At 43.7% G+C, this 26,047-nt stretch carries 21 protein-coding genes and 1 riboswitch; of the genes, 9 read left to right on the top strand and 12 right to left on the bottom strand.

Annotated features, from left to right (window positions below):
• Nucleotides 1-880 precede the first annotated feature (880 nt).
• Entirely contained in the window at nucleotides 881-2,161 is a 1,281-nt protein-coding gene (gene gltA / locus FQ084_RS09355; protein WP_149490370.1) for a citrate synthase, read from the top strand.
• Between the two features lie 123 nt (nucleotides 2,162-2,284).
• On the opposite strand, the gene FQ084_RS09350 is transcribed toward gltA, so the two are convergent.
• The gene (locus FQ084_RS09350; RefSeq protein WP_262880720.1) at nucleotides 2,285-3,265 is read right to left on the bottom strand and encodes a hypothetical protein; all 981 of its coding nucleotides are present in this window, start codon (nucleotides 3,263-3,265) and stop codon (nucleotides 2,285-2,287) included.
• 272 nt (nucleotides 3,266-3,537) lie between these two features.
• Complete coding sequence (locus tag FQ084_RS09345; protein WP_149490369.1) at nucleotides 3,538-4,074, bottom strand: type IV secretion protein Rhs; 537 nt, start codon at nucleotides 4,072-4,074, stop codon at nucleotides 3,538-3,540.
• A 269-nt stretch (nucleotides 4,075-4,343) separates the two neighbouring features.
• Here FQ084_RS09345 and FQ084_RS09340 point away from each other — a divergent pair, with 269 nt between their 5' ends.
• Nucleotides 4,344-5,633, top strand: a complete 1,290-nt coding sequence (locus tag FQ084_RS09340; RefSeq protein WP_149490368.1) for a replication-associated recombination protein A — start codon at nucleotides 4,344-4,346, stop codon at nucleotides 5,631-5,633.
• 285 nt (nucleotides 5,634-5,918) lie between these two features.
• The gene (gene ribBA / locus FQ084_RS09335) at nucleotides 5,919-7,031 is read left to right on the top strand and encodes a bifunctional 3,4-dihydroxy-2-butanone-4-phosphate synthase/GTP cyclohydrolase II (RefSeq protein ID WP_149490367.1); all 1,113 of its coding nucleotides are present in this window, start codon (nucleotides 5,919-5,921) and stop codon (nucleotides 7,029-7,031) included.
• 154 nt (nucleotides 7,032-7,185) lie between these two features.
• Here the strand turns inward: ribBA and FQ084_RS09330 are convergent, their stop codons facing one another.
• The 6 genes from FQ084_RS09330 to FQ084_RS09305 all read right to left on the bottom strand — a co-directional run bounded on the left by FQ084_RS09330 (nucleotide 7,186) and on the right by FQ084_RS09305 (nucleotide 13,259).
• Entirely contained in the window at nucleotides 7,186-7,677 is a 492-nt protein-coding gene (locus FQ084_RS09330; protein ID WP_149490366.1) for an acyl-CoA thioesterase, read from the bottom strand.
• A gap of 55 nt (nucleotides 7,678-7,732) precedes the next feature.
• The gene (locus FQ084_RS09325; RefSeq protein ID WP_149490365.1) at nucleotides 7,733-8,683 is read right to left on the bottom strand and encodes a hypothetical protein; all 951 of its coding nucleotides are present in this window, start codon (nucleotides 8,681-8,683) and stop codon (nucleotides 7,733-7,735) included.
• Nucleotides 8,684-8,756: 73 nt separating this feature from the next.
• On the bottom strand, nucleotides 8,757-9,746 hold the full coding sequence (locus FQ084_RS09320; RefSeq protein ID WP_149490364.1) for a uroporphyrinogen-III synthase: 990 nt from the start codon (nucleotides 9,744-9,746) through the stop codon (nucleotides 8,757-8,759).
• 158 nt (nucleotides 9,747-9,904) lie between these two features.
• The gene (gene hemC / locus FQ084_RS09315) at nucleotides 9,905-10,957 is read right to left on the bottom strand and encodes a hydroxymethylbilane synthase (RefSeq protein ID WP_149490363.1); all 1,053 of its coding nucleotides are present in this window, start codon (nucleotides 10,955-10,957) and stop codon (nucleotides 9,905-9,907) included.
• 183 nt (nucleotides 10,958-11,140) lie between these two features.
• Nucleotides 11,141-11,878, bottom strand: a complete 738-nt coding sequence (locus FQ084_RS09310) for a LytR/AlgR family response regulator transcription factor (protein WP_149490362.1) — start codon at nucleotides 11,876-11,878, stop codon at nucleotides 11,141-11,143.
• A 334-nt stretch (nucleotides 11,879-12,212) separates the two neighbouring features.
• Nucleotides 12,213-13,259, bottom strand: coding sequence for a sensor histidine kinase (locus FQ084_RS09305; RefSeq protein ID WP_262880719.1), 1,047 nt, complete (start codon nucleotides 13,257-13,259; stop codon nucleotides 12,213-12,215).
• 218 nt (nucleotides 13,260-13,477) lie between these two features.
• Between FQ084_RS09305 and argH the strand changes: the two genes are divergently transcribed.
• From argH to thiC, 3 genes are all read left to right on the top strand, one after another.
• Entirely contained in the window at nucleotides 13,478-14,851 is a 1,374-nt protein-coding gene (gene argH / locus FQ084_RS09300) for an argininosuccinate lyase (RefSeq protein ID WP_149490699.1), read from the top strand.
• Nucleotides 14,852-15,106: 255 nt separating this feature from the next.
• Entirely contained in the window at nucleotides 15,107-15,397 is a 291-nt protein-coding gene (locus FQ084_RS09295; protein ID WP_149490360.1) for an oxidative damage protection protein, read from the top strand.
• A 172-nt stretch (nucleotides 15,398-15,569) separates the two neighbouring features.
• Nucleotides 15,570-15,694, top strand: a riboswitch (TPP riboswitch).
• Between the two features lie 266 nt (nucleotides 15,695-15,960).
• Complete coding sequence (gene thiC, locus FQ084_RS09290) at nucleotides 15,961-18,039, top strand: phosphomethylpyrimidine synthase ThiC (protein ID WP_149490359.1); 2,079 nt, start codon at nucleotides 15,961-15,963, stop codon at nucleotides 18,037-18,039.
• 114 nt (nucleotides 18,040-18,153) lie between these two features.
• Here thiC and FQ084_RS09285 read toward each other — a convergent pair whose 3' ends face one another.
• On the bottom strand, nucleotides 18,154-19,044 hold the full coding sequence (locus tag FQ084_RS09285; protein ID WP_149490358.1) for a fructose bisphosphate aldolase: 891 nt from the start codon (nucleotides 19,042-19,044) through the stop codon (nucleotides 18,154-18,156).
• A 160-nt stretch (nucleotides 19,045-19,204) separates the two neighbouring features.
• On the bottom strand, nucleotides 19,205-20,053 hold the full coding sequence (locus tag FQ084_RS09280) for an EamA/RhaT family transporter (RefSeq protein ID WP_149490357.1): 849 nt from the start codon (nucleotides 20,051-20,053) through the stop codon (nucleotides 19,205-19,207).
• A gap of 430 nt (nucleotides 20,054-20,483) precedes the next feature.
• Between FQ084_RS09280 and FQ084_RS09275 the strand changes: the two genes are divergently transcribed.
• The 3 genes from FQ084_RS09275 to FQ084_RS09265 are packed head-to-tail and all read left to right on the top strand — an operon-like array spanning nucleotide 20,484 to nucleotide 24,007.
• Complete coding sequence (locus tag FQ084_RS09275; protein WP_149490356.1) at nucleotides 20,484-22,421, top strand: ABC transporter ATP-binding protein; 1,938 nt, start codon at nucleotides 20,484-20,486, stop codon at nucleotides 22,419-22,421.
• A 53-nt stretch (nucleotides 22,422-22,474) separates the two neighbouring features.
• Nucleotides 22,475-23,365, top strand: coding sequence for an alpha/beta fold hydrolase (locus tag FQ084_RS09270; protein WP_149490355.1), 891 nt, complete (start codon nucleotides 22,475-22,477; stop codon nucleotides 23,363-23,365).
• Between the two features lie 24 nt (nucleotides 23,366-23,389).
• The gene (locus FQ084_RS09265) at nucleotides 23,390-24,007 is read left to right on the top strand and encodes an alpha-ketoglutarate-dependent dioxygenase AlkB family protein (RefSeq protein WP_149490354.1); all 618 of its coding nucleotides are present in this window, start codon (nucleotides 23,390-23,392) and stop codon (nucleotides 24,005-24,007) included.
• An 11-nt stretch (nucleotides 24,008-24,018) separates the two neighbouring features.
• Here FQ084_RS09265 and FQ084_RS09260 read toward each other — a convergent pair whose 3' ends face one another.
• Nucleotides 24,019-25,014, bottom strand: coding sequence for an NADP-dependent oxidoreductase (locus FQ084_RS09260; RefSeq protein WP_149490353.1), 996 nt, complete (start codon nucleotides 25,012-25,014; stop codon nucleotides 24,019-24,021).
• A gap of 84 nt (nucleotides 25,015-25,098) precedes the next feature.
• Complete coding sequence (locus FQ084_RS09255; protein WP_149490352.1) at nucleotides 25,099-25,857, bottom strand: endonuclease/exonuclease/phosphatase family protein; 759 nt, start codon at nucleotides 25,855-25,857, stop codon at nucleotides 25,099-25,101.
• Nucleotides 25,858-26,047: the final 190 nt, after the last annotated feature.

Below are 26,047 nucleotides of genomic sequence, written 5' to 3'. Positions count from 1 at the left end.
ACGGTCTTTATAAACTCATTAACCTCGCTCATTGAACTGATAATCCCTTTCAATAACAAGCTGCCTACGTGTTTTATAATAGTAAGCACGCAGCAGGGGATAAATCGATTAACTATTCTATTTTTACTGCTTGCCATCAACAAAAAAGATAACGCCAGGGTGTCATCTCTATATTATCATTTTTTATTAAGGTAAACTTCACTGTTGGCTATCTAAAAATAGAACAGTTAACAAGAATATTCAAGCGCTAAGCTGGGTTTTGGTCTATAAAGCGACCGTCCAATCGTAACAAAGCGTGAGTAAAGCTAGGCTTTATCAGCAACTCTATTAAGATGGCCTATCAATTTGCGCAAATCTAGTGCCAGTTAAATCCCTCTAATTATAAAATGACTGGGCGCTAATTACAAATTTATCCCCTAAATAGTGGTTATTAGAGATTAATTAACAAAAAGCTAGCTATTGGTAATATGAATTCATTAGTATTACTCAATCAAAATATTTTGTAGAGCCAAGCCAATTTGTCGGTTACTCATACTCTGTCTGTTCCATAGTATAGCGCCTTAAGAATTAAAATGGCTCATCTTGGTAAAAAGACTTGAACCTTATAAAGTTAATGGGAATCATTAAACTTATATCTATCTCTGAATTCGGAGCTAAATTACTCAAGAGACATATTTTGATACAAAGTTTACAGTCGCTAATTACGACTAAAACACCCTTATTACAGACATTACTGCTAAAAGTCTTTTCAAAACTTAGGTAATAACTGCTAATATAGCCTGCATATTAAATGGGTTAAATTGATTTTGACCATTTAGGGCGCGAAGGTATGCGTCTCTACAATTTTATTCTAACAAGTTAAAACAATGGAGATTAGATTATGGCTGATAATCAAGCCACATTAACCGTAGATGGTAAGGATTACCAACTTCCTATTACTGAAGGGACTTTAGGGCCGTCAGTTATCGATGTTGCTGCTTTTCAAAAAGCTGGATACTGGACCTATGATCCAGGTTTTATGGTAACAGCGCCTGTTGAATCAAAGATTACTTTTATTGATGGTGGTAAAGGCGAGCTATTACATCGTGGCTACCCTATCGACCAGTTAGCAAACAATGCAGAATACTTAGAAGTGGCGTATGCGCTGATTCATGGTGATTTGCCTAATGCTGAGCAAAAAGCGGATTTCTATGAAAAAGTCCGTAAGCATACTGGCGTTCATGACCAGCTACGTAAATTCTTTGAAGGCTTCCGCCGTGACGCCCATCCTATGGCAATTATGGTTGGTGTCGTTGGTGCCTTATCAGCGTTCTATCATGAAAACCTTGATGTGAGTAATGAAGAGCATCGTGAAATCACCGCTATTCGCCTAATCGCTAAAATGCCAACGCTTGCGGCGATGAGTTATAAATACTCACAGGGCGAACCGTTCATGTATCCGCGTAATGACTTCAATTATGCTGAAAACTTCTTATATATGATGTTTGCAACGCCTGCTGATGTTGATTATAAAACCAACGATGTCATCACTCGCGCTATGGACAAAATCTTTACTTTGCATGCTGACCATGAGCAAAACGCTTCAACGTCTACGGTACGGTTAGCTGGCTCTACTGGCGCAAACCCTTACGCTTGTATCGCCGCTGGTATCGCTGCCCTTTGGGGTCCATCACATGGCGGCGCCAACGAAGCCGTACTCACTATGTTAGATGAAATTGGTACAGTTGAAAACGTACCAGCATTCATGGAAAAAGTAAAAAGCCGTGAAGTAAAACTAATGGGCTTTGGTCACCGTGTTTACAAAAACTTTGACCCACGCGCACAAGTAATGAAAGAAACTTGTGACGAAGTCTTAGGCGCATTGGGTATCAATGATCCTAAGCTTGAGCTTGCGATGGCACTTGAGAAAATTGCTTTAGAAGACCCGTTCTTCGTTGAGCGTAACTTGTATCCAAACGTTGATTTCTACTCTGGCATTATCCTTAAAGCCATCGGTATCCCAACGTCAATGTTTACCGTTATCTTCTCACTAGCGCGTACTTCTGGTTGGATTAGCCATTGGTTAGAGATGCACAGCGCACCGTTCAAAATCGGTCGCCCACGTCAGTTATATACTGGTGAGACAAAACGCGAATTCGTTAAAGTCGAAGACCGTAAATAGTCAGTCTTTTATTTTAGCAGTATAAAAATTAGACACATAAAAATCCCGCTACGATAGCGGGATTTTTTATGGTCTATCTTTAATAAGATTTATTGAGCAAGTCAACTCTAATACTTTAAATTTTTACTGGAACTCTTTTAACGTCTGCTCATATTTGGCAATTTGCTCATCATAGCCTTTAATGGTTTCATTGAATTTCGCCATCAGCATTTCAAACTCTTGCTGTTGATTGATTTTCATCTGTTGCATATCAATAACTTGCTGGGCTTCTATTTGCTCCCAAACCTGATGCTGAATAATTAAACGCGCCAGCGCTGGACTTTTTGCGCTGAGTCGACCGGCGATTTCTGCATGTTCAAATAGCTGCGGCACCAATGTCGCTATATCAATTAAGGTATCAACATCTTCCGCACTAAGCGGCGTGGTCACAGGTTGATACAGTGCCTCCATCGCTTGCTGATAACTTTCTATCATCTGTTCATCTGTCAACATCACTGGTTTACGTGGCTCAAGGCTAATACGCTTAAGCACCGTTAAATCACGCTCGCCGACCTTCGTACTGGTATTGATATCCGTCTCTGAAGCAGCATCAATATCAGGGTTGATACCAGAATCAGCATTGCTATTGGCCGTGGCAACTGCTGAATCCGTAGCGGTTGGTTTTACTATCTGTTCAGACCCTGTATTGTTCGGGACTGTGCTAGACGGGCTATTCTCAGTCGTAGAGTCATCAGCGGTACTATTAGACAACAAATCGTTGTCACTGTCTGAGGCATCTGCCGCTTGTAGCGATTCATATTCTGCTTGCAATCGCTGCTGTAACCCTTTCGCTTGAGCGACATACAAATGCTGAAACTGTTCTATACGAGCGGCAGCCGAATCGCTTTTGCGCATAGGCTGACTGTCTTCAGCGCTTGTTTGCTCGCTGGTTTGGTTGGTATCAGGTGCTGGTTTTTCTGATTGCTGCTGACAACCGCTCACTAACAATACACCAGTCAGTGCTGCCGCAAGCAAGCTAGAGGCTTTATACGGGCGAATCATGGCTGCATTTATAGAGCGATGATGAACATCAATGTCAGGTTTTACTGATAAGAGTTTAAACATCCGAATTCATATCCTTATTAAAAGCAGAAAGAGTAAAAGCTAACGTGATGATACCCTGCATGACTGATTGTCTTTTTGGCAACGTTACCGAATGAGTACTGAGTCAATCAAGTGATAAAGTATCAAGCTTTTTATCATCGATTTCTTTATTACTGTACCTACTGCACGTATCTATACTGCCTAGCCGCTCTACTTATTTCGTTTATATACCGCCTGTTTATAACAATAATCAGGTTAAGCCATCATATAAATATTCAAGCATAATAGAAAGATTAAACTTTGAACGACTTGTGACTGTCATGAGTATTTTCTAGCGTTTGAGACCCTAGAAATGGGATACAAATTTCAAAATCGCGACAATCGTGACCATGATGGCGGCTGATAAAATAATCTTGCACCATGCGCGCCTGCTGCTCAATGCCATAGTTAAAAAAAGGCTTACCTGCTTCAAGTACATAATCATAACGGCGATTTATGATAGCGCCGCGTATGACTTTAAGACCTTGCTGCAACTGCCAAACGTGCGTCAATTCATGGATAAGCCAGCTTTGCTTACTCAATGAACATTGGCTAAAATCTGTGACCCAGTCAGCCGGATGAAAATAAATATTGCCATTAGGGCTAACAGCATAATGTTTTAGTACCCACCATGCAGTCTTAAGATGAATATTATCTAAGTTAATAGTGTCACCGAACACTGAACGTGCTAGCGCTATCTCTCCAGCAGTCAGCTGACGTGATTGTTGCTTTGGGCCTTTAGCGGCTATAGAGCTATTAAAGAAGCGCTTGAAAGTCGACTGCGACGCCATTACCGTCTTACCTTTTGTTGAACAAATCATGATTCATAACTACTGCTAAATCCTTAATAGGGATGAAGACCTGAAAATAAAGCGCTTAAGACATAAGTTGTACACTTAGTTGACTTTTATTAACGTAAATTTGCGTTAGCCTAGCTAGAATGTGTCATCAGTTTCATTACCCTGTTAAAAAAACCACACTTTCTAAGAAGATTAATAAAGCCTGTAAACACTGCCGTTATAATGAGTTGAAAACTATTTAGTTAATAATAGAGAGCCCTATGCCACCTAATTTTCATGCCGATACCCCCCTCGCCCAACGTATGCGACCTGCGACGCTGGATGCTATTATTGGTCAAGAGCATCTGTTAGCAGCCGGTGCGCCATTAAGGCGCTTAGTGGAACAAGGGCATCTGCCTTCGATTATTTTGCATGGCGAAGCGGGCATCGGCAAAACAACCATCGCAATGCTATTGGCTGATGCCGTTGGACGACCCTTTCATGCGTTATCAGCATTGAATACGGGCGTTAAGCAATTACGTGAAGTATTAGATAGCAAGGATTCGCTAAGCTTTGAGTCGCCAGTAGTCTTTATCGATGAGATTCACCGCTTTAATAAAGCCCAACAAGATGCCTTACTTGGCGCGGTAGAGTCTGGTGATATTACTTTAATTGGCGCAACGACCGAGAACCCGTCGTTCAGTGTCAATAATGCCCTATTGTCCCGTTGCCAAGTCTATCGCTTAGAGCCACTGACGCCTGAGCAAATCAGTGACGTATTGCAGCGCGCACTTTTGGAAGATAAGGTACTGAAAAATCTGACAGTCGATTTACAGGCACAACAGACTATTAGCCAACTAGCGCATGGTGATGCTAGAAAAGCGCTCAATTTATTAGAGCTTGCTATTCAGACGGCAGATGCTAAGCAATCCCCATTAATTATCAGTGATGACTTAGTCGCCCGTGTCGCCCAGACAGCTTTAGTACGCTACGATAAAGATGGCGAGCAGCATTACGATATTATATCTGCCATGATAAAGTCCGTACGCGGCTCAGACCCAGATGCGGCACTTTATTGGATGGCGCGGATGTTGGTTGGCGGTGAACCTGCCGATTTTATCGCGCGGCGCTTAGTAATTTTGGCCAGCGAAGATATCGGTAACGCTAATCCCAACGCCCTACTTCTTGCTGATGCTGCTTTGCGTAGTGTGCAATCCATTGGGATGCCAGAAGCGCGTATTATCTTAGGGCAAGTGGTGGTGTATCTTGCGACCAGCGCCAAAAGTAATAGCACGTACAAAGCCATTAATGCGGCAATGGCTTTGGCAGAAAAAGACGCTTCACCTGTACCGCTGCATTTGCGTAATGGCGTGACCAAATTAATGCGTAATCAAGGTTATGGTAAAGGCTACGCATATCCTCATGACTACCGCAACCATTATTATCCACAAAGCTATTTGCCCGATAATTTAATCGGTACAAGTTTTTATAAATTTGCTGACAATCAGCGAGAGCAACACAGTAAGCAATTTATGGACTGGCTAAAGAGCCAAGCGGCCAGTAACCAATAAAGACTATCTGTCTGCATCATTGATAATACTTATGATTATTTTTAAACTATTAACTGACATATCGGGAATATGACGCAGCACGCTGGGGTGAAAAGCGTTAAAATGACCTCATAATGATATATACAAGCCAATTTAGTAGGTCATTTTTATAGTATGTTGCTGTTACCAAGGCGTGCTTTGCTCTACCACAACAGTGCTTAGAGCAATCTACTGCTACAATAGGCTGATAAACATTTATATCCCCAATCAAACCTATCTATACATAATAAAATATTGAGACTTCCTATGAGTTTAAATACAATTCCTGAGATTATCGAAGATATTCGTGCAGGTAAAATGGTCATCTTGATGGATGATGAAGATCGCGAAAACGAAGGCGATATCATTATGGCAGCGACCCATATACGCCCTGATGATATTAATTTTATGATTACCCATGCCCGCGGTTTGGTTTGTTTGACCTTGTCAGAAGCACGCTGTAAACAGTTAGCACTGCCACTGATGTCAGACCGCAATGAAGCAAAATTTAGCACCAACTTTACCGTTTCTATTGAAGCCGCTGAAGGCGTCACGACGGGTATTTCTGCCGCTGACCGTGCTCGTACGATTCAAGCAGCGGTTTCCTCTTCAGCAAAACCAGAAGATATCGTGCAACCTGGGCATATTTTCCCGATTATGGCTCAAAATGGCGGCGTGCTTCACCGTGCCGGTCATACCGAAGCCGGTTGTGATTTGGCTCGTCTAGCAGGTTTGGAACCAGCAGCAGTGATCGTTGAAATCATCAATGATGATGGTACGATGGCGCGCCGTGATGATCTTGAGATATTTGCCAAAGAACATGGCATCAAAATCGGCACGATTGCGGACCTAATCAACTATCGCATTGCCAATGAGCAAACGGTCGAAGAGATTGAATCACATCCTTTTGAAACAGAATATGGTACTTTTACTCTGCATCGTTTCCGCGAGTTTGGGGCGGACGAAACTCATTTAGCTTTAGTAAAGGGCGATGTTAGCGAAGGCGTTAGTACCGTTCGGGTACATGGTTTCCATCCATTACGTGACTTATTTGCGGCGAAAAATGACGCAACTGGTCGTAGCGGCTGGAGTGTACGTTCAGCGCTAGAAGAAATACAAGAGTCAGAACGCGGCGTGCTCGTCTGGATTGGCAACCATCAGCCGATTGATTTAGGAGATGCGCTTGATAGAGCCGCTGAAAATCAATCAATCTCAACCATCGCTCAGCAGCCTTATCGCAGTATTGGGGTTGGCGCACAGATTTTACGCCATTTAGGGGTTCGTGATATGCGCTTACTGTCATCACCGATGAAGTTTTATGCCTTGTCAGGTTTTGATTTGAACGTCGTTGACTTTGTGCACGCACCTAAGCAAAAATAAAGACCAACGCAAAAGCAAGCAGCATGATAGACAAGACAAGAAAGGCACGCTAATAACTTAGCGTGCCTTTCTTATTTTTACTGGTTTAGTGATTAGCACTCTTTTATCGGCGTCATTTTACCAGTATTTACAACCTACCAAACGAGCTTATTTTTTAAAGTTTGGGTGTATGGCCAACGCTGGCTTCTAACGCCAACAAGCGCTCACGCTCCTCGGTGGTCCACGGTAATTTATCCTTGCCATTACTATCTAAACGGACGATGACCGCATCCGCCATCGCGACAATCATCTGTTGAGCGCAGCTATAATAGCTATACTCGATCACGATGCTGGTATTACCCAAGCGCTGACAGCGTACGCCTAATAATAACGTATCGGGATACGTCACAGGGCGTAAATATTGGCAGCTAGATTGCGCTAAGACCGTCACCATACTGCCATCAAACATGCCGAGCGCCTGCAAGTAGCCAATCCGTGCTGACTCCGCATAACGATAAAACACCACGTTATTTAAATGATTAAAAGCATCCATCTCACCCCAATGGATTGGCTGATGATGAATAATAGGATAGTGTGCCAACTCGTCAGGGCAGTTGTTATCTGAATTATTAATTGTTAGGTTTGATTTTTGATTAATACTGTCCATCACTGCATTTCTCTTATTTTTTATAGCGATAAATTTTAAAGCAGCCGTCATTCCCTTAACGCTTAGGCTTATCCAAAATTTGCGTGGTTAATAATGGCGTTGGTTTTGGGGCATTGGCAATCAGTCTATCTAACCAGTCTATAACCTCGGTAATGTCATTCGGAGAGGACTTGGTTTGAACCTTACCATTGTTAGAGTTTGTGCTATTTGCTGCTTGAGAAGTTTTATTAGTAGAGGTTTTTGATTGTGATGTTTGTGGCGCTAAAGTTTTTAGCTGCTGACGTGCTTGGCGCAGATAGCTGACCAGCTGTTCTTGTTCACGCATATTGCTGGCTTGACTGGCAAGATTCAAGGTCATAATCACTTCATGAATCATAAGCTGTCTGCGCGTTAAGCTTACATTATTATCAGGAATTTTAGTCGAATCAGTTGCATTAGTAGGACGCTCACGCTCGTAACTGTGCAGAAACTCTTGGATGTTTTGAATGGCGATGTTTTGTAGCTGCCACGGACTGGGCTGTGAGCTTCTTGCCTGCAGGCGTTCGATATCTTTTACCAAGCTTTGTTTAATCACGACGGTTAGCGCTGGGGCAATCTCATTACTGCTTTGGGACAGTTGCCAATGCAGACCGCGTAATAACTCCATCGCCGCACTCTCGTTATTGTCTGCCAACAATCTGTCAGCCGCTTGTATTTGAATACGCAATAAATCCAACTGGTTTTGGGCTTGGCTACTGGCGACAGTACGTGGTGTTGGCAAGGTTTGCTGACTCATCGCAAATATGCGATCGTCCATCTCATTTAAACGACTGACGACTTGCTCATTACTTTGCAAACGCTCATTGACCTTGCGCTCAAAACGCAGCTGACTCATATAAAGCCAAAGTAAAGCGGCGATAAGCAATAAAATCACCAGCCATTGCAGGCGCACCAAAAACATATTTGCTTGCCGGCGCTGCTGAATAGCAGAAGGTTCCTTAGATAATGATTCAGTATTAATGGACATAAGGCAGCACCGTTGGTGATTGATAATTTTTAAGCAAATATAAAATAAGTAGATTAAAAAAATAAAGCATTTTTTACATTGAATCAACTATAGGCGAACGGATTGCCGCAAGGATAGTAGCTGGCGCTAAATCTTCTACACGCCAATAACTCAACTGCTGGCGAGCGACCATATTGGCTAAGCGCTCTCCTAATACCACATACGCAAAATCGGTGAGCTGCAGCGCTGGGTGGGCGGGCTTATCCATACTCGACTTTGCCTCTACAACCTTTGCTGCAACTTCCTTAACAATAGTTTTCCAATGCTCAAAAGCCGTGCCGCTACTGACAATCACGATGGGCTTTGACTTTGCTACTGAGGTTGTCTGCTGCAAAGAATGTTGCGTAAGAAACTGTGCGTGCCATTGCTCATACTGTGCCATAGCGTCGGCAGGCATGATGCGCTCATACCAAGCGATGCTATCGATATGCACGCCGCGTGCCTGTAGCGTATCAACCAATAGCCGCCGCCCACCAAGCCCGCGCCATACCAAGAGTTTATCTCCTGCTTGGAGACTTTCAATCTCATGCATGGCTAACATACCTTCATTATTGGCAATTAACGGCTGCAATACTTGATAGCTTGCTGCATCTAATTTGCAGTCCTTTAATACCGCCGCAGTCGCCTCTCCGACTGCGATCAGATGGCTCGGGGCTTTTACATCTTTAAGCTCTGATTCTTTATGCTCACTAACATTCCTCTCAGATTTCTGAGCTTGGTGTTCATTTTCAAGCACTTGCCAAACAGCCAATCCTGAAGCGGCGGCAGTCGGGCTAACAATGACGAGTGCTTGATAATCACCCGCAAACCATTGACGCATCAGTCCCATATCCTGCTCGGTAGTTGCGCGCGATTCTAGTGTCAACATTGGTATATCAATCACCGACATTCCTGCCGCTTGTAAATGCTGGGTCAACGGTGCCGCACGCTCAACTGGGCGCGTATTAATGACGACTTGCGGCAGCAATGATGGCTTATCAAAGGCTTGATGGGAATCCGTAGATTTTGGTGATGACCAAGACATAAACATACCATAATAAAAGGCTCAAGAAGGAAGCTTAATCATATAGCCATCTGAGCGACGGCGCTATGATTAAGTGGATAACGAGAGTACGTTATGATGCAACTTAAAGGGGACTCATTTTAAGCATGCGTCAATTTCAACATGATTCAACCTAAACATTATTTAGGATTATAAATGGCCGATAAAATATCACCCGCACCAATTTCTAGTAGCATCTCAGCGACTTCAATACCTAGCTGATTGGCTTGCGCTTCTTGCTCAGCTTGGCTGCCCGTTAGAGTCAGACGTTTTTCAGCTTTGAGCAGCTCACTACCATCCTCTTGACCCACACGACCGCGCAGCCATAATGTATCACCCGCATCATTGTTGCCATTTTGATTGCTACCATTGTTGTCAGTGCTTTTATCACTGCTGGCATTGTCTGCGTTAGCCATTTGTAAGACCGCATAAGCGGCAATCGGCACTTGGCAGCCACCTTGCAAATGGCGATTTAGCGCGCGCTCAGCGATGAGGCGGATACGGGCTTTGTCATCATTTAAGGGCGCTAGTAATTTTAAAACCTCATCATCACCCTCACGGCATTCAATCGCCAGTGCGCCTTGTCCAACCGCTGGCAAGCAAATATCAATATCTAGCTCACTGCGAATACGCTCATCGAGCTCAATGCGCTGTAAACCGCTGGTTGCCAAAATAATGGCATCATACTCGCCAGCATCGAGCTTCCCTAAGCGCGTACCGACGTTACCGCGCAGGGTCTTGATTTGTAAATCGGGACGATAGGCTTTAATTTGGCATTGGCGACGTAAGCTTGCGGTACCGACCACCGCGCCTTGTGGCAACTCATCAATACTATGATAAGTGTTAGAAACAAAAGCATCGGTTGGCGAGGCACGCTTACAATAAACACCCAGCGTCAAGCCTTCTGGTAATTCCATCGGTACGTCTTTTAAAGAATGCACCGCAATGTCTGCCTGCTTATCGTATAAAGCTTGTTCAAGCTCTTTAACAAACAAACCCTTTCCGCCAATTTTAGCCAGCGGCGTATCCAAAACCTTATCCCCTTTAGTGACAATTTTTAGCAGATTAATCGTCAGCTCAGGATACAGCGCCAGTAGGCGGGCACGAATATGCTCCGCTTGCCATAATGCCAAGGGGCTTTGGCGCGTGGCGATATTTAAGGTAGTCAAAGCAGTTGGCTGCATGGTGCTCATAAAAGGCCTCAATAATTTCGATACTAGAATGTCAGTGCTCAACAATAATGCAAATTTGGCACCCAAAATGGGCGCTAAAAACGATTTATAAAGAAGAATGATGCAAAAAAATACCCCTATTTAAGCATAAATAAGGGTTTGATGATATGGCATGATTATGTCAACAGCGTAAAGCCCGTATCGCTACATGCTTTGAATCTTTTCACGTAGTGCCGGTAGATGGCGACGACTAACGGCTAGCGTCTCATCAATCCCTTTAAAATGTAGTTGAAACTGTCCTGCATCCAGCGTTTCTAAAAAGTCTAAATATTTGATATTGATAATCGCATTACGATGCACGCGAAAAAGCCTGCCTTCAAACTCTTGCTCAAGCTCTTTTAGGGTGTCGTCAATGAGAACAACCCCTTCTTTATGGCGTACTTTGACGTATTTTTGATCGGCGGTAAAGTAGTAGATATCTTTAAGCTCAATCAACTCAACCCCGCGATGGGTACGCGCCGCAATATGTTCACGCACTGGACGGGCAGTCGGGTTTTCAAGTTTGCGAATCTCATTTAATTGCGCGGCATTAAGGTTAGTGGCTTTTTGCAGCGCTTCAAGTAATTCATCTTTATTGGCCGGTTTTAACAAGTAACCGATGGCATTGGCTTTTAACGCCGCTATCGCATAATGATCGTAAGCCGTCACGAATATAATAGCTGGCGGATGGTTCAGCTTCGCAAGTTCTTGGGCACACTCCACCCCATCCATCTCAGGCATGCGAATATCGAGCAGTATGATATCTGGTTGCTGAGATTTTACGGCAACAATGGCTTCGATACCGGTCTTTGCTTGGGCAACCACCTCATGGCCTGATTCTTGGATAATCCTAACCAAACGTTCACGGGCCAATGGCTCATCATCACAAACAACAATCCGCATGCAAACTCCTTTATAAGTGCATACTTAGAAATCTTTAATAGCATTATGATATATCAGCATTTATAGCTTACCACTTATCAAAATCCATAATTCGCTTTCTAGCAAAGGCAATGCCCCTTAATTCAGTTATAAACCAACCGTCCGACTTCTGCAAGCTGCCAATATATCTTGAGCGTTTAAGCGCCATTTTTAGCATTTGAGCACTGCTAATATGTAAACACTGGTGGTTTTTAAAAACTGGTATGCATCAATAATATAATAGATAGTGCAAGAAATATGCCACGGTTAAGGGCTCAAGATTAAAGACTAAGCAACGCCCTTTAAAAGGGAAAGATTATAAACTCACATCTTGTAGAGGGTAATGAATAATAGTAATAATTTGTTTACTCGCCACTCGGCTTTGGATATCGGCACTTTCGCCAAAATAAGCACGCAGACGTTGCACTTGAATATAAAAATCCATACGTTGGCGCAAATCATGATTAATCATCAAGGTTTTTTTAGGCAGCTGTACGCTAATCGTAATTTCGACGCGATGCTGCAGCCAGGTAACTTTAATATCGATATAAATGGTTTCGGTGGTCATCTCGACCACATTGAGCAGCATTTTTTCAATTACGCTTTGTAAAGTCAAAGCGGTGATAACCATGTCATACATCACATCTTCATCAGGCAACTGCCAGCTTATGACCAATTTATCTGCCAAACGGATCGACTCAATGGCCAAATAATGCTCGCAAAGGGCAATCTCTTCTTCAAAACTAATCTCACGCGCCCCATTAAAACTGGCACGGAATAACGCTGAAACGTGCTGCAATAAATCAGCAGCGCGAACTGGGTCAGATTCGATCAATGACATTAACGTATTGATGGTATTAAAAAAGAAATGCGGTGCCAGACGGGCTTTTAACACATCATTCTGGGCGCGCAGTTTTTGCTCAAACGATTGTTTAAGCGCATTCATTTCACGGTAGCGCCTTAAAAAAATCAGTAAAGCGGCAACTGTAAAGCCTGCGCTAATGACGACATTAAAAACAACCGTTGAGATAAACACGGGAATACTATAAGCAAACCAACCACAATTTATCATAATCAACAGGACTAACATCATGGTCACTGCGGTAGCACTCGTTAAGATGAGCAGCACATACATGCTGGCCCTTGATACGCTTAAACGCTTAAAGATAGGGCGCAGATAATCTATCAGATAAAAAGAAGGCAGTAAGGTTAAACTGGTTTGGATAAATCTCGCTATAAATTTGATGATAAATTGGGATTCATTGGCCACACTATGGCGATCCACTATCGCCACAAACAGCGACCAAAAAAAGATTGCCAGCAGCCATTGCCAAGGCTTCATGATGTCCATGAGCTTGGGCATAAAAAACTCTAAGCGCTCCGCTAGTAAGGCAACCTCATCATTTGCTATACTTGAGTTCTTATTCTCTTGACTTGTCTTGTACCGATATGAACGCCAACTCTTCAAATATTAGTAATCCCGATTCAAATAAAAATCCAGCTGTTTCTGATTCTAGCACAGAAGCTTCTCTAACAAATACTGCTGCAGCGCACAGCCCTGCAAGTAGTCAGGGTCAGCAGATGTGGGGTGGTCGCTTTAGTGAAGCGACGGACAGCTTTGTAGCCGCCTTTACTGCTTCGGTCGGCTTTGACCAACGCTTTGCCCGTCACGATATTCAAGGCTCAATTGCCCACGCCACCATGCTTAAAGAGTGCGGTATCTTAGAAGCTAGTGAAGTTGCAACCATCATTGAAGGTTTGCAGCAAGTACTACGCGAGATTGAAGCAGGCGAGTTTAACTGGTCGATTGCGTTAGAGGACGTACACATGAACGTCGAATCACGCTTGACTGATATTGTCGGCGCGGTAGGCAAAAAGCTGCATACTGGCCGTAGCCGTAATGATCAGGTTGCCACCGATATCCGTCTATGGTTGCGTGAAGAAACCGATAATATCATTGCGCTATTGGTACGTTTGCAGAGCGGCCTGCTCGATTTGGCTGAACAGCATACCAACACGATTATGCCAGGTTTTACCCATTTGCAAACCGCGCAGCCTGTCAGCTTTGGCCATCACGTAATGGCATGGTTTGAGATGTTATACCGCGATACAGAGCGTCTTGTCGATGCCCGTCGCCGTATCAATCAGATGCCGCTTGGTAGTGCCGCCCTTGCTGGCACGACCTTCCCAATCGATCGTACTATCACTGCCAAATTGCTAGGTTTTGAAGGTATTTGCCAAAACTCTTTAGACGCCGTATCAGACCGAGATTTTGCCATTGAGTTCACTTCAGCCGCCTCTATCTTGATGATGCATATGTCACGCATGAGCGAAGAGATTATCCTGTGGATGTCTGCACAATTTAACTTTGTACAGATACCAGATCGCTTCTGTACTGGCTCATCGATTATGCCGCAAAAGAAAAACCCTGATGTACCAGAGCTTGTTCGTGGTAAAGCGGCGCGTGTCTTTGGCCAGTTAATGACGCTGCTTAGCCTGATGAAAAGCCAGCCGCTTGCTTATAATAAAGACAACCAAGAAGACAAAGAGCCGTTATTTGATTGCGTCGATACCTTAACGGGTTCGCTATTAGCATTTGCTGATATGCTACCGAACATCACGCCAAATAAAGAAAATATGCGCGCAGCTACCATGAAAGGTTATGCGACAGCCACAGATTTGGCAGATTACCTCGTTCGCAACGGTGTGGCTTTCCGTGATGCCCATGAAGTGGTCGGCAATGCCGTTGCTTTGGGTATTAAAGAAGGAGTTGATTTAAGCGACTTGTCTTTAGCTCAGCTGCAGCAGTTTAGCGATGCGATTGGTGATGATGTCTTTGAGTATCTAACGCTAGAAGGTTCATTGGCAGCGCGTGATCACTTGGGTGGTACTGCACCAAATCAAGTGAAGCAAGCGGTGGTTAATGGTCGTGCGCGTTTAAAAGTATTTGCGTAAAGCCAGCAGCATCATACAAGGTCTAATCCCAGCATTAGCCCATGCATAAAAATACCCGCATCATCGCGGGTATTTTTATGCAGATAGTTTTATAAATATGGTTTTATAAATATGGTTATGAACATCAATAGCTACATGGGCTGTTACCTTCTCTACACCTGTTATCCTTGGCTAAACCCTCGAAGACCGTTATCATAGGTCGATACCAATATTACATTTAATAATTTAATACCATTAACTAATAAGGATTGCCTTATGACTGAGACTTTTAATCCGCAAGCCAATACGGTTTTTTGCCGCAAATATAAACAAGAATTACCAAAAATGCCGCATCCACCTTTTCCTAATAAGAAAGGTCAAGAGCTGCAAGAAACCGTCTCTGATAAAGCATGGAAAGAGTGGCTTGAACAGCAAACCATGCTGATTAATGAAAACCATCTCAGCATGCTAGACCCTGAAGCTAAAAAGTTCTTAACTGAGCAACGTGAGAAGTTCTTAGATAACGAAGACTATGAGCGCGCGCAGGGCTGGACGCCAGAAAAATAGTTCGAATGATGACTTTCGTTGATCAAAAAAACTGGCATTAATTAAAAAGACTGTTGTTGATTGAAAAGACAGTAATCAAATTGAAAGTACCACGATTTCATCTCAACTAACAAACGGTAAATGACTAGGCATCAACCCTATAGTTTGTTAGTATGAGACTGATTTTACAACACTGACAGACTCGGGGTGCGGTGTATGACAAGCTTACTTTATAAGCTTGTCAATACATTCGCTGAGAGATCACCCGCCGAACCTGATGCGGTTAGTACCGACGCAGGGAAGTCTTAAGCCTATGTTATATATGAACAAAGGGCGCGCAGAAATGCCTTTTTATTATTGCCAATATCTTATGTCTGACAGCGTTTTTACGCTGCTGTATGGCAATTAATGAAAAGCTGCGCCTACCAATCATTTAAAAACGGCATTAGATTGAGTTTCAATGAAACTTGAACTTGATAATAATGCACGCATTTGATGATTGAATTTGTCTGTCTTGCATAGTCTTGCCCCGCAGCTACTGGCGGTGTTGCTTTTATTCAAAAACCAACACGCTAGGACAGCATATGACTACTTCAGATTTACAAACAGCCCAAACCCCTTCGACCCCTGTTACTAAAACTGTCGATAAAAAAGCCGACGCACTAAAAACGCCTGCCCACCGTACGGCAAATGATGCCCGTTTTGAAGAAGACGCCCGTGACTTACACCGTGTACTACCCGCTTCTAGAAAAGTCTATATCGAAGGTTCAAGACCCGATATTCAAGTACCGATGCGCGAGATTAGCTTAGCAGATACCCCTGTTGGCGGTGCTGGCGCTAATGAAGGCGAACATAACCCTCCATTTTATGTCTATGACACCTCAGGCGTCTATACTGATCCCAATGTCGACATCGACCTAACCAAAGGCTTACCTAAATTACGTGAAGGTTGGATAGCTGAGCGCGGTGATACTGAGCAGTTAGATGGTTTATCAAGCTCATATGGGCTTGCCCGCGCTCGTGATATCAGCACTGCTAACTTAAGGTTCGCTCATATTGACAAGCCTCGCCGTGCCAAAAATGTCGATGGCAAAGCTGGTAACGTCACACAAATGTACTATGCGCGGCGTGGCATCATTACTCCTGAGATGGAATATATCGCCATTCGCGAAACGCAAAAGCAGCACGAACTGACCGATATGCGCCAACACGAAGGCGAAAGCTTTGGTGCCAATACACCAAAAATTATCACGCCTGAATTTGTCCGTGATGAAGTAGCTGCTGGACGCGCAATTATCCCAAATAACATCAATCACCCTGAATCCGAGCCGATGATTATCGGACGCAATTTCTTAGTGAAAATCAATGCCAATATTGGGAATTCAGCACTCGGCTCTTCTATCGATGAAGAAGTATCAAAGATGACATGGGCAACGCGTTGGGGTGCGGATACGATTATGGATTTATCAACGGGCAACCATATCCATGAAACCCGTGAATGGTTGATTCGTAACTCGCCAGTGCCAATCGGTACGGTACCGATTTATCAAGCATTAGAAAAAGTCGATGGCGTCGCAGAAGACCTAACTTGGGAGATATTCCGCGACACCCTTATCGAACAAGCCGAACAAGGCGTTGATTACTTTACTATTCACGCCGGCGTGCTATTACGTTATGTACCATTAACCGCTGGACGCTTAACGGGTATCGTTTCGCGTGGTGGCTCTATCATGGCGCAGTGGTGTTTAGCTCATCATAAAGAAAGCTTTTTATATACTCATTTTGAAGACATCTGCGAGATTATGAAGCAATATGACGTGGCGTTTAGTCTAGGTGATGGTCTACGTCCTGGTTGTTTACAAGATGCCAATGACGAGGCACAGTTTGGTGAGCTACGTACGCTTGGTGAGCTGACCAAAGTCGCTTGGCAGCACAATGTACAAGTGATGATTGAAGGCCCTGGACACGTAGCGATGAACCGCATTAAAGAAAACATGGACTTGCAACTGGAGCTATGTGCCGACGCACCTTTTTATACCTTGGGGCCTTTAACCACGGATATCGCCCCCGGTTATGACCATATTACCAGCGCCATTGGCGCGGCGATGATTGGTTGGTTCGGCACCGCTATGCTTTGTTATGTCACGCCAAAAGAGCATCTCGGTCTGCCCAATAAGAAAGATGTCAAAGACGGCATCATTACGTATAAGATCGCTGCCCACGCTGCTGACCTTGCTAAGGGTCATCCGGGTGCGCAGGCGCGTGATAACGCCTTATCCAAAGCCCGTTTTGAGTTCCGCTGGGATGATCAGTTTAATCTGGCACTTGACCCTGATACCGCGCGTGAATATCATGACGAAACCCTACCAAAAGACGCACACAAATTGGCACACTTTTGCTCCATGTGCGGGCCAAAGTTTTGCTCGATGAAAATCACCCAAAACGTGCGTGAATATGCCGCGGGATTGGATAAAGATGCCGCTAATAAACAAGTCACGCCGCAAGCGGGCGATTTAACCCATGCAGGTCATCTGATTAAAGAAGTGGATACTGAGCTTGTCGGTCAAGTGGGTGAGGCCAGTCTCGATGAGATTCATAAAGGTATGGCAGAGATGACTGAAAAATATCATAGGGAAGGACGTCAGTTATATAAAGAGGTCTGACCGCTCAGCATTAACCCTTAATCTTTAGCTCACAAAAAAGCGCTACTCACGAGTAGCGCTTTTTTTATGAACGAATAACTTATGGCAGTAACAGATGACGTTTAATAGCCTGTGTTAAATCTTCGATGCCTCATAAATCTCTTCAATAGAAGCATTGATAGTATTAGCAAACTCTTCGTCAGTTTGTTGCTTGCTTAATCCTTCGGTAAAGGCACGTGAGAAACTGGCAATCATACCGGGGTTTTGTTTCAGCTTTTCGCAGGCATCATGACGACTATAACCACCCGATAGCGCCACCACTTTTAATACTTTAGGATGATCGATAAGCGCTTGATAAAAGCCCGCTTCATCTGGCAAGGTCAGTTTTAGCATCACTTGTTGGTCGTCGTTTAAACGCTCAAGATTGTGCAAAATACTGGTTTTAAGGATGATTTCGCAGTCATGTTTTTTGCTACTGTTGATATCCACTTCAGGTTCAACAATAGGCATCAAACCTTTGGAGATAATCTGCTTTGCCACATCAAACTGCTGCTGCACCACAAGCTCAATACCATCGACACTTGGCTCATAAATCACTGAGCGCATCTTGGTGCCAAACACCGGATAGTTTTTTGCCTTATCTAGTAGCAAGTCTAAATTTGGCATCGGGCGCATCACTTGCACGCCATTCATATGCTCAGCCAAACCCTTATCTACCTTTAAGAACGGTACGATATTTTTATCTTCCCATAGGTAGTTGGCAGTTGGCTTGCCATTGACCTCACGCTCCATGGTATCTTCAAACAAGATAGCGCCAAGGACACGCTCATTATCAAAGGTATTACAAGTCATGATACGCGCGCGCATCTCATGCACCAAGTCAAACATGGCTTCGTCATTGTCATAAGCATCACCATCGACGCCGTAGTTCTCTAACGCCTTTGGCGTACTGCCACCGCTTTGATCAAGGGCAGCGATAAAACCTGAACCATTTTTGATACGCTGTAATTGTTTTTTATATTCCATTGAGTAGATATCCTATCCTAATTAATAAGGGTCAAACATTATTATAATAAGTGAATCAGCCCTCCGATGACGTGAGCTTGACTATAAATAACCTTAACATAGGACATGCCGTGTGCCTATCGTTGATAAGTTAAATTTTTGCTAATTTAAACGCTCGAAGTTAAGCCAAAAACAATACTACCACACAGCAAACTGCCAATAATAAACCGACGATATTGATACGATTAAGCGACTCTTTAAATACTCCCACACCTATTAAAGTTGCCACTGCAATCACACCGACGTTCATACCCGTAAAGACGATGCTTGGCGATTCGGATAAGACTTGATGCGCGCGCACATAAGCATAAATATTGCCCATATTTAACGCTCCAAGTAATAAGCCTGCGCTAAGAGCTTTACCTTGCCAGCGTACGCGCGTGATAAGCAAGTAACCAAGCAGCAGCAAACCTGCCAATCCAAACGTCACAAACAAGGTTAAAGGAAAGGCCGCGCCTTGCTTGGCAACTTGTTTAAACAAGATATCAATAACGCCATAGCCTAGCCAAACGCCAAATAACCACAGCGGCGTCTGCTTTGCTTGGGTATTTATGAGCCCGTGTTGCGGACGATAGACTAAAGCGCCAAGTGCCAAAAACCCTAACGCTAGCCCAAGTATGCGCGTACCTGTCAGTACTTCGCCGAATAGTAAAAAAGCGGCAACAATAGGAATGATAAGTGATAAACGCTGGGCGGCATCGGTTGCGACCATACCGACCGATTCAATTGCGCGCCCAAGAATAATAAATACCGCAGGCAATAACACCCCAAGCGCAATAATGATGCCCCATGCATCCCCGAGTGCGCCAATGCTACTAACATCTGGTTTTAATAAAACCCAAGTCAGTAAAAAGGCCACAGGATACCCTGCCACGATGGTTTGGCGAATATCGATATTTTTTTGGCGCAATATTTTTAAAAGTACGGAGACAGCGACGCTACAGAGCACCGCTATTATGAGATACATCATTAAGGTCATCCTTGTTAAATTACACTATGGCGGGTTTATTATGAGTATTTCACACTGATATCATTATTGCCTTTATCTTATACTCTGTTACTTTTTAGGCATTAAATAGTTTTGTTGTCAACGTTGCTAAATCCAACGAAACCATAGAATGTAACAAAATATTTCTTATGCGGCAATCTATTTATTTTGTAGGTGATTTAATTTTGGTTATTTATTACTGATAAGGTCCTAAAGGATTGGTGAAACTACCCATGCAGTGAGTAAGCTAGAGTTGAGTATAAGCGATACTCTGCAGCTTACAATTAGCATGCAGCCATTAAAGCGAAGTTTGTTAAAATAACAGTCAATCCTAATCACAAAAGTAAAGATTCAAGAAAGTACGTTATCGTACTTATCTTGGCGTACTGCTATTGATGTTTTATCACTGCCTATGAATGCTCTATTTCGTTTTTTCGAAACTCGCCTGCCCGCCTTTCCTGATACCCCTATGCCGCTGCCATCCCCAAGCGATGGCATGCTCAAGTTTTTGTGGGCCTGTACCAAAGGTCTACGTGGTTGGCTATTGCTGTTTATGATTTTGTCTGCCGGTATCGGTATTTACGAGGCCATGCTATTTGCGTGGATTGGAAATATTGTCGATTGGCTTGGCGTTTATACGCCGCAAAATCTGTGGACAGAAAAAGGCGATATGCTGCTATTGATGCTAGCCGTGATGATTGTCAGTCCACTCTGGATTGCCTTTTCATCGTTTATTCATTTTCAAACCTTGCAAGGCGTTTTCCCGATGCAAATGCGCTGGCGTTTTCATCAGCGCATGCTTGGGCAATCAATGCAGTTTTATCAAGACGAATTCTCTGGTCGCGTTTCTGCTAAGGTGATGCAAACGGCATTGGCGGTGCGTGATACCGTGATGACGGTCACCGACATGTTTATGTATGTCGCCGTCTACTTTATTACTACCGGCGTGATTTTATTTAATTTAGACAGCTTATTATTAATCCCATTTATCGCTTGGTTTGTCTTAGTTTGGCTGGCGATGTGGTACTTTATCCCCAAACTGAAACAAACGGCGATTGTACAAGCCGATGCCCGCGCTTTGATGACGGGACGTATAACCGACGCTTATGCCAATATCATGACCGTGAAGCTATTTAGTCATTCGCGCCGTGAGCTTGGTTATGCCAAAAACGCTATGGGACAATTTTTGGGTACTGTCCATGCACAGATGCGCTGGGTCAGTTATTTAGAAGTCTCGACCCATTTAATTAGTGTGATTTTGGTCAGCTCGACAGCCGGTATCAGCCTCTATTTATGGCAGCAAGGCGCAATTGGGGTTGGGGCAATTGCCGCCGCGACGGCGATGGCACTGCGTTTAAACGGTCTCACGCAATGGATTATGTGGCAAACCGCCAGTTTATTTGAAAGTATCGGTACGGTACAAGACGGCATGTGTACGTTATCGGCGCCACAAACCATCGTTGATAAGCCAAACGCGACTACACTTAAAGTCACCGATGGTCGTATCGTCTTTGATCATGTCGATTTTAGTTATGAAGGCGAAGACGATAATACAGGTTTAAATACGCATAAATTAGCCAAACGTCTTGATAACGTTAATGAGGATGGTATTGATTATGCTGCGGGAACCTCATACGCTAAGCTACTAGATAATTTTTACTTGGATATCCAACCGGGTGAGAAAATCGGTCTGGTTGGGCGCTCAGGTGCGGGTAAATCCACCTTGGTCAATTTACTTCTGCGCTTTTTTGACGTCGATAAAGGTAAAATCTATATCGATGGACAAGCGATTGATGAAGTGACCCAAGAGTCTTTACGTCAACAAATCGGCATGGTCACTCAAGATACCTCTTTATTGCATCGTACCGTCCGTGAAAACATCGCTTACGGTCGTCCTGACGCAACCGATGAGGAAATCATCACGGCTGCCAAGCAAGCACAAGCATGGGACTTTATCAACGATTTATATGATGACAAAGGCAATACTGGTCTTGATACCCATGTCGGCGAGCGTGGTGTCAAGCTATCTGGTGGTCAACGTCAGCGCATTGCTATCTCACGCGTTATGCTTAAAAACGCCCCAATTTTATTATTGGATGAGGCGACCAGTGCGCTCGATTCTGAGATTGAGTTTGCCATTACCGAAAGCCTAAATGACATTATGACTGGCAAGACCGTTATCGCGATTGCGCATAGACTATCTACCATTGCCGCCCTTGATAGACTGGTGGTGATGGATAAAGGTCGTATTATTGAGCAAGGCAGTCATGATGAGCTGCTGGCGTTAAATGGCGTTTATGCACGCTTGTGGCAGCGTCAAAGTGGTGGCTTCTTAGGCGAAGACAGTTAATAATAAGCACATGATAAAGATTAAAAAAACCATTACAAGGAAGTGTTAGTCTTATGGAAGCATTTACCAAGCGTATCGATATCGATGGCGAACAAGCGCGCTATTATGACTTGGAGCAGCTCAATCCGTCAAAAAAACCAGGAAATCATAAACGCCAGTCTGCCCATTTTTATGGTGGCAATAGTTTTACCGTTGGTACTTATGCACCGTTATTAAATGCGCTGGCCACTGGCTTTGACTTATCTGCGTTGGCGCTACGTGGCTACTGGTATGACAAACCACAAGCGCCGCGCCTTACCCGCGAACAAGATGCCGATATACTTATTAAGTTTTTAGAGAAAACCCAAGATGCGCCTATCGTTGGTATTGGGCATTCACAAGGCGCAACTGCCACCGCCATGGCAGCGGCCAAACGCCCTGACCTGTTCTCACAGCTATACCTTATCGAGCCTGTGACCTTTACTAAGAAGCAAGCAACCCTTTATAACTTGCTACCTCGTCAATTTTTGCTAAGCCGTGAACCCTTTAAAAGCACTCTTACCAAGCAATCTACTTGGGCAAGTATCGATGATTACTACAAGAGCTTACGCGCGCAACGTGCTTATAAGCGTATCAGCGATGAGCACTTACGAGTATTTGCTGAGCAAAGCTTGTCTGCCAACGATGATTTCAGCTATAGCTTGATGTTCGCCCCCGAGCAAGAGCTTGCCAATTATTTTGGTGCGCCCCATATCGATGCTGCACTAAAAAAACTTAGCTGTCCTTATACCCTTATCACAGGCAAACCAACGCTATTTATCAACGATAAAGTACGCAAACAATGGCAGAAATTCGTTCCTGATGGCAGCGTTATCTCCTTGCCAGATTACGGTCATCTATTACCGATGGAAGCGCCTGAATTGTGTGCGCAAATTATTAATGAACATTATAAAAACAGTAAATAAGCTGAGCGATGTGGGATGTAACTTATGACTGACCTTTTTGCGCCCATGCCGACTGATAACTTATTGCCTTGCGATGGCAAAGTAAATGATTTAGGTATCGTTATCGATTATCCGAGCGCCTTATATTATGCCTTATTAACGACGCTACCTTGGCAATCTGATATCGTCACCTTATTTGGCAAGACGCATGTCACCACTCGTCAAATAGTATGGATGGGCGATAGTGATGCCAGTTATCAATATTCCGGGCACACACGTCAAGCGATTGCATGGATAGACTCCGTGTTTCATGTGAAACATTATGTCGAGCAGCAACTATTAAAAATCGGTATCCATGCTAACTTTAATTCTTGTTTGCTTAATTATTATCCGTCTGGCGATGAGGGTATGGGTTATCATGCGGACGATGAAAAAGAGCTTGGCGATCAGCCTATTATCGCTTCCCTATCACTTGGTGCCACGCGAAAATTTGTTTTTAAGCATAAAAAAACTCAAGATAAAGTCGAGCTTTATCTTGAGTCCGGTCAGCTTATCGTCATGCATGGTGATACGCAAAAATACTGGAAGCATAGCATCACTAAGACCAAAACGGTCAATGAAGGACGTATTAGCTTAACCTTTAGACAAATGGCATTAAATTAAGCAAGTTTGGCTTAGCTTGTTTTGAACACAATCTTACCAAAGGTATTACCTTTTTCTAGCTCGCGGTGTGCAGCCACTACTTCAGATAATGGATAGGTCTGCTGAATTTGCAGAGTCAACTTGCCATCGGCAACAAGCTGTAAAACTCGCGCCATATCTTCACCACTACGCTGCGCCTTATAACCCGCTACCTTTAAGTTCTTCTGACTGCCTGCTTCTTTCAGTTTATCAACCCAAATTGTCGGTAAGACATTGACGCGGCCACCAGATTTTATAACGCTCAGCGCGCGTATACCCGCATCATCACCGACCAAGTCCAGTAGCACATCGGCTTGTAAGTCAGGAAAAGCATCATCTTTGGTATAATCAATCCAACCTTCCAGCTTACTTTTATCTATTAAATCGTCAAGTTTGGCATATTTCTCAGGTGAGCAAATAACGGTTACTTTTACATTATCTTGCGTCACTTTATCCATCAATAGCTGAATGGCTAAATGCCCAACGCCACCGGCTGGCGCATTGATAACGACATGCTCGCCTTTTTTGATATCCGCAAATTCGATAAACTGTAGCGCCGTTTGCCCGATACAAGGTAGCGCGCCTGCTTGCTCTAGTGTCACCCGCTTAGGAATTTTTGCCAGTAGCTTGGCATCGACCGCGACATACTCTGCATAACAGCCACCGTTAAAGGTCAATGCCGCGACTTGCTCACCGATAGCAAACTCATCACTCTTACTTTTAACCACGATACCGGCGACATCACAGCCTAAAATAGCAGGCTCATCTTGATCAAATTTATCTTTTTGAATCGCCTCAGCGCCCCACCCTTTACCTTGACGCGTTTTGTAATCAACGGGATTGATACCGGTATAAGCAATCTTTATCAATACCTGATTGTCTGTTAGCTCTGAAATAGCCACGCCGTCTTGATATATCATGACTTCAGGCTCGCCAAATTCATGTATGAGTACGGCGTGTTGCGTAGTTGGTATTTGTTTATCAGACATAACTAATCATCCTTGTATTATTCTCGTTTTTCTTCTTTGGTTTACTGCCTTTTTAAGTAACATTTCTATCACTGGTTTGTAATTCTAGGGCAATGCCAACTCTGCACTTAGCGGCAGATGATCCGATAACGTTGACCAGGGCTTACCTGTATGTACCCAAGCGTCCTTTACCCTTAGATTGCGCACGTAGATACGGTCCAAGCTTAGCACCGGCAGCTTTGCAGGAAACGTGGGTAGTAATTTACCATGACAATACTTAAATGCTTCGGTCATGCCCAAGTTTGAAGCGAGCTTGTCGCAAGACATTTTCTTCCAGTCATTAAAGTCTCCAGCCAATATCAAGGGTTGGTCGGGCGCAATCTCATTACGTACATAGTTAGAGATGGCTTCATACTGCTTGATACGGTCGCGCTCAAAGAGGTTTAGATGAGCGCATAACACCACGACTGGCATCTCCCATCCTATCGGCTGCACTTCGCAGTGCAGAACACCACGTTGCTCAAGTTTATTGACAGTGATATTGACGTTATGTTTTGGATCTAGGGGAAAACGACTCAGTACGGCATTACCATGATGACCATTTTCATACTCTGAATTTTTACCATAGCTGTTTTGCAGTTGCAGATATTCACCAAACCATTCGTGCTGCGATTGGTCAGGGTACTCGTTATATTGCATATTGCGCTTAAGGTTTTGACCTTGCACCTCTTGGAGACAGAGTATGTCTGAGCCAATGATATCGAGCGCTTGGGCGATACCTTGTATCTTGACTTGGCGATTCATCGGCGACATGCCTTTATGAATGTTATAGCTGGTTAAAACAAAAGAGGTGGTATTAGTCATAAAGTTATCTGTCATAAACTCAGTATTTATAGAGTAAGGGTGAATAGCACTTCATTAAAAATTTATCTCAAAAAACAATGAATAAGATAAGAGTAAGCGTCCATCAATGTAAAAAGAGCATTGATTCTTATCGAACCAATGCTCCCATATTATACCTATGTCGTAACGATGGCTAATTCATTAATGAATA

Origin of the sequence: Psychrobacter sp. ANT_WB68, assembly GCF_008369115.1 — a bacterium.
In the GTDB taxonomy this organism is placed as follows: Bacteria; Pseudomonadota; Gammaproteobacteria; order Pseudomonadales; family Moraxellaceae; genus Psychrobacter.
Note: the sequence above shows the minus strand (reverse complement) of the source record. Positions and strands in the feature narration are given on the sequence as shown.

Coding starts and splice junctions, on each gene's coding strand:
- FQ084_RS09320 (WP_149490364.1), bottom strand. CDS start 9,746: ATGTCTTGGTCATCACCAAAATCTACGGATTCCCATCAAGCCTTTGAT.
- FQ084_RS09340 (WP_149490368.1), top strand. CDS start 4,344: ATGCCACCTAATTTTCATGCCGATACCCCCCTCGCCCAACGTATGCGA.
- FQ084_RS09345 (WP_149490369.1), bottom strand. CDS start 4,074: ATGGCGTCGCAGTCGACTTTCAAGCGCTTCTTTAATAGCTCTATAGCC.
- hemC (WP_149490363.1), bottom strand. CDS start 10,957: ATGAGCACCATGCAGCCAACTGCTTTGACTACCTTAAATATCGCCACG.
- FQ084_RS09295 (WP_149490360.1), top strand. CDS start 15,107: ATGACTGAGACTTTTAATCCGCAAGCCAATACGGTTTTTTGCCGCAAA.
- FQ084_RS09260 (WP_149490353.1), bottom strand. CDS start 25,014: ATGTCTGATAAACAAATACCAACTACGCAACACGCCGTACTCATACAT.
- argH (WP_149490699.1), top strand. CDS start 13,478: ATGTGGGGTGGTCGCTTTAGTGAAGCGACGGACAGCTTTGTAGCCGCC.
- gltA (WP_149490370.1), top strand. CDS start 881: ATGGCTGATAATCAAGCCACATTAACCGTAGATGGTAAGGATTACCAA.
- FQ084_RS09275 (WP_149490356.1), top strand. CDS start 20,484: ATGAATGCTCTATTTCGTTTTTTCGAAACTCGCCTGCCCGCCTTTCCT.
- FQ084_RS09265 (WP_149490354.1), top strand. CDS start 23,390: ATGACTGACCTTTTTGCGCCCATGCCGACTGATAACTTATTGCCTTGC.
- FQ084_RS09270 (WP_149490355.1), top strand. CDS start 22,475: ATGGAAGCATTTACCAAGCGTATCGATATCGATGGCGAACAAGCGCGC.
- thiC (WP_149490359.1), top strand. CDS start 15,961: ATGACTACTTCAGATTTACAAACAGCCCAAACCCCTTCGACCCCTGTT.
- FQ084_RS09325 (WP_149490365.1), bottom strand. CDS start 8,683: ATGTCCATTAATACTGAATCATTATCTAAGGAACCTTCTGCTATTCAG.
- FQ084_RS09310 (WP_149490362.1), bottom strand. CDS start 11,878: ATGCGGATTGTTGTTTGTGATGATGAGCCATTGGCCCGTGAACGTTTG.
- FQ084_RS09280 (WP_149490357.1), bottom strand. CDS start 20,053: ATGATGTATCTCATAATAGCGGTGCTCTGTAGCGTCGCTGTCTCCGTA.
- FQ084_RS09330 (WP_149490366.1), bottom strand. CDS start 7,677: ATGGACAGTATTAATCAAAAATCAAACCTAACAATTAATAATTCAGAT.
- FQ084_RS09255 (WP_149490352.1), bottom strand. CDS start 25,857: ATGACTAATACCACCTCTTTTGTTTTAACCAGCTATAACATTCATAAA.
- ribBA (WP_149490367.1), top strand. CDS start 5,919: ATGAGTTTAAATACAATTCCTGAGATTATCGAAGATATTCGTGCAGGT.
- FQ084_RS09285 (WP_149490358.1), bottom strand. CDS start 19,044: ATGGAATATAAAAAACAATTACAGCGTATCAAAAATGGTTCAGGTTTT.
- FQ084_RS09305 (WP_262880719.1), bottom strand. CDS start 13,259: ATGCCCAAGCTCATGGACATCATGAAGCCTTGGCAATGGCTGCTGGCA.
- FQ084_RS09350 (WP_262880720.1), bottom strand. CDS start 3,265: ATGTTTAAACTCTTATCAGTAAAACCTGACATTGATGTTCATCATCGC.